Source organism: Sphingobacterium tenebrionis (genome assembly GCF_037126265.1).
Classification (GTDB): domain Bacteria; phylum Bacteroidota; class Bacteroidia; order Sphingobacteriales; family Sphingobacteriaceae; genus Sphingobacterium; species Sphingobacterium tenebrionis.
Map to the genome: position 1 here is coordinate 160,217 of NZ_JAYLLN010000003.1, position 11,043 is coordinate 171,259.

Genomic DNA, 11,043 nt, shown 5'->3' on the forward strand with positions numbered 1-11,043 from the left:
CTCGCAATGACGCGAAAAAAATCCTAATAATACGTATATCTCCTAACCCCGGCAATATACCTAGCCAATCTCATCACCTGATGAGAATACCCATATTCATTATCATACCACACATAAATCACCGCAGATTTTCCATCAGCAGAAACAATCGTTGCAGGCGCATCCACTACAGAAGCCGCTGTAGAACCCACAATATCCGAAGAAACCAATTCTGCATTTTCGCTATACTTAATCTGCTCCACCAAATCCCCTTGCAATGCTGCCTTTTTCAACAAATCATTGATTTCTTCTACCGAACTTTCCTTCTTCAGTTCCAAACTAAGAATAGCCAAAGAACCATTAGGAACCGGTACACGGATCGCATTAGACGTTAATTTTCCTGCCAAAACCGGTAATACCTTCGCCACAGCACTTCCTGCGCCAGTTTCCGTAATCACCATATTCAACGCCGCAGCACGACCTCTTCTTGATTTCTTATGCATGTTATCCACCAAGTTCTGGTCATTGGTATAGGAATGGATCGTTTCGATATGCCCCTTAACAATACCAAGCTCTTTTTCAAGAACCGCCAGCACAGGCGATATCGCATTGGTGGTACAAGATGCAGCAGAAAAGATAGTATCCTTCTGCGTATCTGCATCATTTTCATTCACCCCATAAACGATATTGGAAACGCCTTTTCCCGGAGCGGTCAATAAAACCATGCCTGCACCTTTGGCCTGAAGATGTCTTGCCAATTCCTTATCATCACGAAACGCTCCGGTATTATCAATTACCAATGCATTTTCGATTCCATATTGGGTATAATCGATTTCTTCTGGGTTCTTAGCCGTGATCATCTTCACTGGAAAACCATTCATGATGATGGATTCATTTTCCTGATCAACACGCAATTCCCCATCAAACTGTCCATGTATCGAATCCTGGCGCAACAAATTTGCACGCTTAATCAATGACTTCTCATCAATCACATCCCGTGTTACAATAGCCCTCAATCGCAATTGTCTTCCGGCTCCAGCCTTGTGGATCAATTCCCTGGCCAATAAACGTCCGATCCTACCAAAACCATAAAGAACCACATCTTTAGGTTCAAAGCTCTGGTGATTAGCTGCTCCCGCCAACTTCTCTCCAATAAAAGAAGGAATCTGATCATCTGAAGCCCTTTGTTGACGGATTTCTAAAGCCAATTTTCCGATATCGATTCTGGATGGTGCGAGTTGTGCATCAGCAATGGCTTCCGCTACTTTTAAGGTTTCTTCGATCGATAGCGCTTGGTCAGCATATACCTTACTCTCCTGATGTAGGTTAAGGATAAAACTCACTCGACGGTCGATCAATTGGTTCCTGAATAGAACTAATTCGATGGATTGGTTGTACCATAGATCGCTGACAATCTGTATCAGCTTTACGCAGGCATTTTGATTTGATTTGTAACTCTTGATCTGATCTTCAAAAGCAGTTTGTTGTGTCATAATTTTTCAAGCATGGAATATTGCCGCAAAAATAGACATTTTATTAAATAATAGGGGGTAAAATTTATAAATTCGTATTTATTCCGCATTTCGTCCTATCCCAATTAGGATTTTGTTAAAATAAGCCCTTCTTGTTCGAGTTACATTTATTGTAACTAATCAATTACATGAATTAGTTAAAACGTTTTAGTTATTATCTTTAATAAGGCCGAAACGCCATAAACCTAAAGATGATGAACCAAAAACTACTCAGCAGTATCGCCATGCTCTGTTTTGCGGTGCCTAGCTCTGCACAAGATGCTGATCGTGCTTTTGCAGATTTTAACAGTCAATTCCTGGATTCGGAAAAGCAGATCTACATGGTCTATCCACAAAGTAAACAAGTGGCAGCTATTTGGACACAAGCCATTTATTGGGATATGGCTATGATGGCTTATGAGAAAACAAAATCTCTACAGTATGCCAAGCTGATCAAACAGATATACGAAGGTAATTATAAACATTACGATGGCTATAATTGGAACAACAGCACCATATGGTTTATCTATGACGATCTAATGTGGTGGATCATTTCTTTTGCACGAGCCTACGAACTCACGCAGGATCCCACCTATCTGGCGCATGCTGTACTCGGATTTGAAAGAGTATGGTCAGGCACCCCAAAAGTAGCAGATAAGGGATCCTATGATCCTGAACGAGGAGGGATGTTCTGGGGATGGAAATCCGATCAACGCGGAAAAACAGCCTGCATCAATTATCCTTCGGTAGTGGCTGCGGTCCATCTTTACCGCGCTACAAAAGATAAATCCTACCTGGAGAAAGCAAAGTCCGTGTATGCCTGGTCCCGGGAAGCTCTTTTCGATAAACAGCAAGGAAAGGTGGGAGATCATCAGGTTCCAGGACATAAGACCAATTGGACGGTCAACCTATATAATCAGGCGACCTGTATTGGAGCAGGCGTGTTGCTATATGAAGAAACCAAAAACAAGGATTACCTGGAGGATGCAAAGCTTGCAGCGAACTATGTCAAAGATTCCATGTCGGATCCAGAAGGGATTCTACCCTTTAAAAACGGCATCGAGCAAGGAATTTATACCGCCATTTTTGCCCAGTATATCCAGCAGCTATTTCCTTATGATAAAAAAGATGTGTATAAGAAATGGTTAGCCAAAAATGTAGAAGTTGCATGGAAAAACCGCGATGATAGGGGTTTGATGGACAAGAATTTCCACCGCAAGGCTCATGAAAAGACCGAGGTTTATGATGCCAGTGCTGCTGTGGCCTTGATGCAGATCCTTCGCTAGAACAACGATCCTAAAGCTACCTAATCATAAAAAGCAACCTAAATCTATTTGATATGAAATCAGTTTCATTTTTTCTGCTCTCGCTTTTCGTGCCGATCTTCCTTCATGCACAATCCGTAAAGAACAGCCTAAGAGCTCCAGCTTATCCCTTGATCACCTTAGACCCTAATATGAGTGCTTGGTCTTATTCCGACGAACTCTATGAATCCAGTCCGAGACATTGGTCCGATAAAAAATTACCTTTATTGGGTGTTCTTAAAGTAGATAATGAATACTATCGATTCCTCGGTACCGAAGAAATGGAACTCCTCAGCATGCTCCCCAATGGGGAAGATAAACCTTGGGAGGCCAAATACCTGACCAAGGATCCTGTCGGCGACTGGACAGCCATCTCCTACGATGACCAATCTTGGCAGCAAGGAAAAGGAGCTTTTGGTACCTTCGAAAATGAACCCCATAGCAAAACAAATTGGACGAACGCTAAAATCTGGGTAAGAAGGACCTTAGATCTGAAAGAAGATCTATCCAACAGTTCCATCCTCTTGGAATTTTCCCATGACGATGATGCCGAAATATTCATCAACGGCATACAAGTGGTCAAAACTGGTGGTACTGGTAAGAACAAAAGAGTGAAGTTGAACGATGCGGTGTTGAAAACATTAAAGCCGGGCAAAAATGTAATTGCCGCCTATTGTTTTAATGGTGGAGCGAATGGGTTTCTCGATGTGGGTTTATTAAAAGAACGTACCGATCAAGCTTTGTTCCCAAAGACGGCCAAACAGATCAGTGCAGATGTACAACCTATGCAGACCCATTATGTATTTCAATGTGGAGATGTGGAATTAAAAATAACCTTCACCGCTCCACTTTTCTTGGATGACTTAGTCCTATTGAGCCGACCTGTCAATTACCTAAGTTATGAAATCAGTTCATCTAAGCCGAGAACGGTAGAACTCTACCTGGAAGCATCACCAAATTGGGCCTTGCATTTACCCACCCAAGCATCCAGCTCCAGCACTTTTCAGAAAAATGGAATTACCTACCTGAAAACAGGATCTGTTGCGCAGAAGATTTTGGAACGAAAAGGCGATCATGTCCGAAACGATTGGGGCTATTTTTACATGGCAAGTGATGCGAAGAACATACAAGCAAAAGTGGAATCTGGCGAAGTTCAAAAACTTGCTTTCCGAACCAATATCCAAGTAAAAGGCAAGGCGAAAGGCAAATTCGCCATTGGCTACGACGATGTGTTTGCCATCCAATATTTTGGGGAAAACCTTAGACCTTATTGGAATAAGGATGGCAAGAGCAGTATCGAACAGCAGTTTGAGCTGGCCTTTAAGGATTATGATCTATTAATGAAAAAAGTGGCCGATTTTGATCGGAATTTTATGCTGCAATACCAACGTTATGGTAAGTCCTATGCGGAGCTTTGTGCGCTCGCATATCGACAATCCATTGCTGCCCACAAGCTTGTACAGGCACCCAATGGGGATCTGCTCTGGTTATCCAAGGAAAATGACAGTAACGGTTCCATCGGTACGGTGGATATTACCTATCCTTCGGCGCCGCTATACCTTTATTACAATCCGGAATTGGCGAAAGCGATGATGAACTTTATTTTCTATTATTCCGAATCCGGCAAATGGAAAAAGCCTTTCCCTGCACATGATATCGGCACCTATCCGGTGGCGAATGGGCAGACCTATGGAGGAGATATGCCAGTCGAAGAGGGCGGTAATATGTTGATCCTGACCTATGCCATCGCCAAAGTAGAAGGGAATGCCGATTATGCGGCAAAACATTGGTCGGTATTGAAAACCTGGGCAGATTATCTGGTGGAAAAGGGATTGGATCCCGAAAATCAATTGTGCACTGATGATTTTGCAGGTCATTTCGCCCATAATGCAAATCTTTCCATAAAAGCCATTATGGGTATAGCATCCTTTGGGTATCTCGCAGAGATGCAGGGGAAAAAAGATTTGGCCAATACCTATTTGTCTAAAGCTAAAGAGATGGCGAAAGAATGGGAAAAAATGGCGAATGATGGCGATCATTATCGTTTGACTTTTGATAAACCTGGTACCTGGAGCCAAAAGTACAACATGGTCTGGGATAATCTTTTTGATATGCAGATTTTTGATCCCAAGATACGGGAGAAGGAAATCCAATATTATTTGACCAAACAGAACAGATATGGGCTTCCGTTGGATTCCCGAGAAACCTATACCAAGACCGATTGGATCCTATGGACAGCCAGTATGGCGGAGGATCAGGCAACCTTTGAACGATTTGTGAACCCTGTCCATCAATTCATGAACGAAACGGTCAACAGGGTTCCGATGTCCGATTGGGTATTCACCGACAAACCCGAAAGAAGGGGCTTTAAGGCCCGATCTGTTGTCGGTGCTTATTTCATCAAAATGCTGGAAGAAAAAATAAAATCTAAAAACTAGGCTGGGAAACGCCCCAGCTTTTATTGGCTTTATCACCCATCAGTAATTCCAGGGTTCCACCCTTGGCAATATCTACATGGGTGATTTCCGTACTGTTCCAAGGCTTCCCATTTAATTTTGCCGATTGGATATACTTGTTTTTATCCGAGGCATTTTTTGCTATTACCGTAAAGGTCTTGCCATTCTCCATGCTTATGGTTGCTTTGTCGAAAAACGGCGAACCTATGCTGTAAACGGCAGATCCTGGAGTTACAGGATAGAATCCTAATTGGGAAAACACCACGAAAGAGGATAGACCGCCGCCATCCTCATCACCCGGTACGCCCATAAGATCATTCCTGAACCATTGTTTGATCAAGGTTTTAATTCTTTTTTGGGTCATCCAGGCCGCCTCCGCATAATTATAGAGATAGGGAATATGCAAGGAAGGTTCATTGGCCATGGAAAACTGACCTACATTTCCGGTATGATCCGGTAATTGTTGGTAGAAATCAAATTTGGATTTTCCCAGTCCCTGATTGAACATCTGGTCCAGTTCTTTTACGAACTGTTGCTTTCCACCCATCAGCTGGATCAGATCCGGAATATTGTGCTGTACATCCCAACGGTAAATCCAGGCATTGTTCTCCCCATAGGTTTCACGTGCGCCCTGACCTCCAGAAAACACATAATCAAATGGTTCCAGGAATTTCCCCTCCGCATCTTTGGGATGGAAGAACTTGGTCTTTTCATTGAACAGGTTTCTATAGTTAAAGGAAAGTTGAAGGAACTTTTCATAATCTGCTGTTTTCCCCAATTCCTTTGCCAGTTGGGCCAAGCACCAAAGGTCATAGGAAGTTCCTAAGGTAACCGCAACGGGTTGTCGTTTTTCAAAACCATGGACTTCCGGATAAATTTCCTTATCTCCGGGTCTTAAGGCCGGGATATATCCTTTTTCGTAAAAGAACCTATCCATTCCACCGGCCGGTTTTCCGGACCATGGAGCCAAGGTCTTCTCCGTAATAGCCCCCTTTGCAGCTTGGTAAGCACGTTCGACCTCAAAGCTCCGGATACCTTTCTTATAGGCGTCCAAAATGGCTGCAACACCATGGTTGGAATTCATCCTACGGCTATCTCCATTGATCTCTGGAAAAGTAGGGAACCAAAAGTTGGGCATCTGCTCCGACATGCGGACAAAGGATTGCAGGATATGACTTTCCTTGGTCGGTTCGATCAGGACGTTTAGGGGATGGTGCGCACGATAGGAATCCCAGATCCAATCATCCGTATAGAATGGTATGCCACTATCCTGATGTACCTGACCGTCAAAACCACTAAAATAACGCCCATCCTCGGAGATGTTTACCGGTCTTTCAAAAGTTCTATAGAGCGAAGTGTAAAATATATGCCTGTCATTCTCCGTTCCGCCTTCCACCTTTAATTTACCCAATGCCTTGTTCCAGGTGTTTTTACCGTAATCTTTAACCTTTTCTAAATCATAGGTTTTGATTTCCCTTCTGAGGTTTGCCTTTGCCTGCTCAGCATCAATGAACGATATCCCATAACGGATATTAATTTTACGCTGCGTTTTGGGGAATTGTAGGATGATGGCAGCTTGATCGCCATTGGCTGCAGTGCCCTCCAAAAGTTTACCATCCTTTAACAGACCTACTTTTTCAGGTTTTACATCGGCTTCAGCATAGAGATAGACTTTGGTTCGGTTCCCAATATCCTGACTGCCGGAAACCCCATCTTCATCCCATTTCATTTCGCCACGTCGGGAATTGAATATGAACTGAGGGTCATCAGTTCCTTCAAACTCAAGTTGATATATTGCAGATTGATGGGAGACCGCATAATCTACCTGGATCTGTTCTTCATCCAAGTAAACGGAATAGGAATAAGGATTGATCTGCTCCTGATCGTAGCTATAGGAGATGATCGGTTTTAATTCCTTCTGTTTATTGGCAATAGGACTTAAGTTAAAGGCCGAACTCCCACGATGGGATGTTACGATGAGCGGTAAACCTCTTATCCTATCCGCAGTATAGTCTCCACGTTCAGGATAAACCCTTAACAGGCTGTTCGGCAAATGAACGGTAGGATAGGTAGGTACCAAAAGATGGGAAATATTCCCCATATAAGGGTTTACATAATCGACCGCTGAGGAGGGGGATTGTGCGTGAAGAGCGGTAGTTCCAAATGCACTGAAATATAATAGTAAAAAGGTTTTTACCAATCCCTGTTGGAATTTATTAAATCTGATTTTAGGCATATGCTCAAGATTAGGTTCTGTGCTCAGCAAATGAAGCTTAAAACCAAATTTAATAAAAAATTATCAACCTTTTGAACGTTGCATATGGTCCAGGCTTTTTCCCAATAATGTTTTCTTTCCCATCACTTTAAAGCCCAAACGTTCGTATAGATTTTTGGCTTTAGGGTTGTCATCATCCACTAATAAACCCAGGGTGAGGTTTTGTTTTTCTACATATTCCTGGATTAAAAAGTCAAGGACCTTGCTGCCGATCCCTTTTCCCTGCTGTTTCGGATTGACCCCAATGCAATCAATATAATATTCGCCCGGTTGGGTTTCATCCTCTGGTTGGAAAGGTCGGTTAAATTGCCGCTCAACCAATTCTTTGACGGGTTTTCTCAAGCGATCCAGATCGGCGCCATTGTACACTAATGCGGTTGCCACAATTTCGCCATCCGATTCGATGACCCAGTTATGATGATAGGAATATTGGTTTCCTTCCTGTTCTACCAATGTTTTTAAGAAGTGATTCGCTTGCTGCTCGTCCCTTTGGCCGATAAATAGGTAGGCAATTTCCTCCATAGCGAGCATGAGGTAATTAGCAATGGCAGCTGAATCGGTTTTTTCTCCCTGCCGAATAGTTATCATGTGTACTTATTTTTTCTTCTTTGTTTTTTTCTTTTTCTCCAATTGCTCAATACGCGCAGACAGGGCGCTAATGGTTACTTCCTGAGATTGAATAGTAGCATGCTGCGCAGAGATTACTTTTTCAAGTGCATCGATCAAGACGGTATTCTGTTCCTGTAGATCTATTTTTGAAGGTAGGGTGATCGCCATTTCATTAGACTCTTCCGGGCGTAGCATATCTCCAGACCCATTCAAAAGCCATTCCGGACTGATGTCGGAATAAGTGGATAAAATTGTAGCCACTGCATCGGATCCCAATGCCGAGTTTTTCTGAACGCCCTTGAAATTAGCGTAAGATAATCCTATACCCTTAAAAAATTCCACTTTTTGAATCCCTTTGGATTCTGCGATGAGTAAAACGCGCTCTTTAATGTTCGTCATTTAAATCGTGTTAATAACCTAGGATAATGTTTGCCTAATTTATTAAAAATTGTAAGACATCCAAGACTTTTCATGTTAATAAATTGGTAAATAATATCCATGTATTTGATGAAGAAGAATAAGATTTCTACCTTTAGGAAATTGTAACCAATATAAAAATTTATGGAATTACCTTGGGCAGAGCCCTACAAAGTGAAGATGGTAGAGGAGATTTTTCAATCTACTCGTGAGCAGCGCGAGAAGTGGATCGAAGAGGAAGGCAATAATCTGTTCAACTTGGCAAGTCATTATGTTTTTATCGATCTATTGACCGACAGTGGCACTGGTGCCATGTCCGACCGTCAATGGGCAGAGATCATGATGGGCGATGAAAGTTATGCCGGTTCCCAATCCTACCTGAAATTGAGGGAAGTTATCCGTAATACCTTAGGCTTTCCGTATTTTCTACCTACCCACCAAGGCCGTGCGGCAGAGAATGTACTCTTCAGTATTTTGGTCAAAGAAAATAATGTTGTTCCGGGGAATTCCCATTTTGATACCACCAAAGGGCATATAGAATTTCGTAAGGCACATGCGATCGATTGTACCATTGATGAAGCTTTTAATATCAACGATCTGCATCCCTTCAAAGGAAATATTGATCTGGATAAATTGGAGGAGGTCTATAAATCGCATCCGAAAGAGCAGATTCCGTTCTGTATGATCACGGTGACCTGTAATTCTTCCGGGGGACAGCCTGTATCGATGGAGAACATCAAAGCGGTGAAGAAACTTTCCGATCAATACGGCATCCCTGTATTTATAGATGCCGCCCGTTTTGCGGAAAATGCCTATTTCATCAAGGTTCGCGAAGGAGCTTATGCGGATAAATCCATCAAGGAAATTGTGAAGGAGATGTTTTCCTATGCAGATGGATTTACGATGTCGGCGAAAAAGGATGGCTTGGTGAACATTGGAGGATTATTGGGCTTAAGGGATGAAAAGCTTTACCGTGCCTGTGGAAATATGGGGATTATCTACGAAGGGTTTATCACCTATGGTGGATTGGCGGGAAGAGATTTAGCCGCACTGGCACAGGGTTTATTGGAATCTACGGAACTACCTTATCTGAAGGCACGAATAGACCAAGTGGAATATTTGGGGAATAAATTGATCGAGTATGGGATTCCTATCCAAAAGCCGATCGGTGGACATGCGGTATTTGTGGATGCCCTGAATTTTCTGCATCGTGTTCCGAGGGAGGAATATCCGGCGCAGACCTTGGCTATTGAACTGTATAAAGAATCCGGTGTGCGGGGTGTGGAGATCGGAACCTTATTAGCGGATCGGGATCCGGAAACCAGACAGGATCGTTTTCCAAAATTGGAATTACTGCGTTTGGCCATTCCGAGGAGAACCTATTCCTATAAACATCTGGATTATGTGGCTGCAGCGCTTAAGAATATTTTCGATAGACGAGAAGAGATCCAGTCGGGACTTGAAATCGTTTGGGAATCGGAGATATTGAGACATTTTACCATTTTATTGAAAAAAAAATAGGAGGGGTTTTCCCCACCTACATATTACACTTTCGACTTTCTAGCCATGAAATTATTGCCTTTTATACTAATTTCTATTCTGTTTACAGGAATATCCTTGCGGTCAGATGCCCAACCTGCTATGGTTTCTAAAGAAAGTGCAGATGTCAATGAAATTTTGCAACAAACCTATTCAAAATTGAAGGACATCAAAACCCTGCAATATGAGACCTTTCGATACATCAATTATAAGTCCCAGGATTATGAGAATAAATTATTAGGAGTTGTGTTTGTCGAATTTGATGAGGCTATTCCTATTGTAGGTTTTAGGTACCAATTTGACAATGAAGTCAGCAAAGTGGTTTTTAACGGTTCCGGAAAATTTTGGATCGATAAGAAGAACGCAAGTATGGAAAGTCTTCAGGCAGCAGCATTGAAAAAGGAAAAACTCCAGCAAGATTTAAATGCAGCATCTTTTTTTTATAATTCTATCCTGTGCTTAAGAAATGTTATTCCTCATATATTAACTGATACATCTATCAAAAAAAGGTTAGGGGATACCCTTATTGATAGCAGGTCTTACCATAAGGTGCTACTTGAAATGAAAAGCAAGTCATTTACGGTAAATGAAGGACTGAAACAATTGACTGCGGATATTAGGATCTATAATCAGATCTTAATCGATAAGGTTTCCTATTTGCCTTATCAAGTGGTTCAATCCAATAATTTTGAACCGGAAGATTATGTCTTGGTGAAATTTGATCAGATAAAAATCAATGGGCCTCAGATAGAAGAGAATTCATGGTTTGCTTCTTCCTATCCCGGTCTTCAAATAAAGGGCAAGGAGGACTTACAATTAATTGCTGCAGGGGCAAATGCGCCTGCCTTTGAATTGGAAGATTTCCAGACGGGTAAAATGGTTACTATGTCTGATTTTAAGGATGATTTGGTTCTTTTGGAATTCTGGGTCAAAAACTGTAGCTATTGTATCAG

8 protein-coding genes are annotated in these 11,043 nt (G+C 42.2%); 4 read left to right on the forward strand and 4 right to left on the reverse strand.

Annotated features, from left to right (window positions below):
- Positions 1-23 precede the first annotated feature (23 nt).
- Entirely contained in the window at positions 24-1,472 is a 1,449-nt protein-coding gene (locus VJ786_RS02725) for a glyceraldehyde-3-phosphate dehydrogenase (RefSeq protein ID WP_336557229.1), read from the reverse strand.
- A gap of 230 nt (positions 1,473-1,702) precedes the next feature.
- On the opposite strand from VJ786_RS02725, the gene VJ786_RS02730 reads away from it, so the two are divergent.
- Together VJ786_RS02730 and VJ786_RS02735 are read left to right on the forward strand one after the other, a co-directional pair.
- Positions 1,703-2,776 (forward strand): glycoside hydrolase family 76 protein, encoded by a 1,074-nt coding sequence (locus tag VJ786_RS02730; protein ID WP_336557230.1) that lies wholly within the window; start codon positions 1,703-1,705, stop codon positions 2,774-2,776.
- A gap of 53 nt (positions 2,777-2,829) precedes the next feature.
- A complete protein-coding gene (locus VJ786_RS02735; RefSeq protein ID WP_336557231.1) occupies positions 2,830-5,232 on the forward strand; it encodes a glutaminase family protein in 2,403 nt (800 codons plus the stop codon).
- Here the strand turns inward: VJ786_RS02735 and VJ786_RS02740 are convergent.
- The 3 genes from VJ786_RS02740 to VJ786_RS02750 form a co-directional block, all read right to left on the reverse strand.
- A complete protein-coding gene (locus VJ786_RS02740; protein WP_336557232.1) occupies positions 5,222-7,486 on the reverse strand; it encodes a GH92 family glycosyl hydrolase in 2,265 nt (754 codons plus the stop codon). The genes VJ786_RS02735 and VJ786_RS02740 overlap by 11 nt on opposite strands.
- Before the next feature lie 63 nt (positions 7,487-7,549).
- Positions 7,550-8,113 carry a GNAT family N-acetyltransferase gene (locus VJ786_RS02745; protein ID WP_336557233.1) on the reverse strand — a complete coding sequence of 188 codons (564 nt, stop codon included), beginning with the start codon at positions 8,111-8,113 and terminating at the stop codon, positions 7,550-7,552.
- Between the two features lie 6 nt (positions 8,114-8,119).
- A complete protein-coding gene (locus VJ786_RS02750) occupies positions 8,120-8,533 on the reverse strand; it encodes a hypothetical protein (RefSeq protein ID WP_336557234.1) in 414 nt (137 codons plus the stop codon).
- A gap of 162 nt (positions 8,534-8,695) precedes the next feature.
- On the opposite strand from VJ786_RS02750, the gene tnaA reads away from it, so the two are divergent.
- On the forward strand, positions 8,696-10,072 hold the full coding sequence (gene tnaA, locus VJ786_RS02755) for a tryptophanase TnaA (RefSeq protein ID WP_134778076.1): 1,377 nt from the start codon (positions 8,696-8,698) through the stop codon (positions 10,070-10,072).
- Positions 10,073-10,117: 45 nt separating this feature from the next.
- Positions 10,118-11,043 (forward strand): peroxiredoxin family protein (locus VJ786_RS02760; protein ID WP_367575539.1); only part of this gene is annotated, 926 nt, incomplete at its 3' end.

Coding starts and splice junctions, on each gene's coding strand:
- VJ786_RS02725 (WP_336557229.1), bottom strand. CDS start 1,472: ATGACACAACAAACTGCTTTTGAAGATCAGATCAAGAGTTACAAATCA.
- VJ786_RS02730 (WP_336557230.1), top strand. CDS start 1,703: ATGATGAACCAAAAACTACTCAGCAGTATCGCCATGCTCTGTTTTGCG.
- VJ786_RS02735 (WP_336557231.1), top strand. CDS start 2,830: ATGAAATCAGTTTCATTTTTTCTGCTCTCGCTTTTCGTGCCGATCTTC.
- VJ786_RS02740 (WP_336557232.1), bottom strand. CDS start 7,486: ATGCCTAAAATCAGATTTAATAAATTCCAACAGGGATTGGTAAAAACC.
- VJ786_RS02745 (WP_336557233.1), bottom strand. CDS start 8,113: ATGATAACTATTCGGCAGGGAGAAAAAACCGATTCAGCTGCCATTGCT.
- VJ786_RS02750 (WP_336557234.1), bottom strand. CDS start 8,533: ATGACGAACATTAAAGAGCGCGTTTTACTCATCGCAGAATCCAAAGGG.
- tnaA (WP_134778076.1), top strand. CDS start 8,696: ATGGAATTACCTTGGGCAGAGCCCTACAAAGTGAAGATGGTAGAGGAG.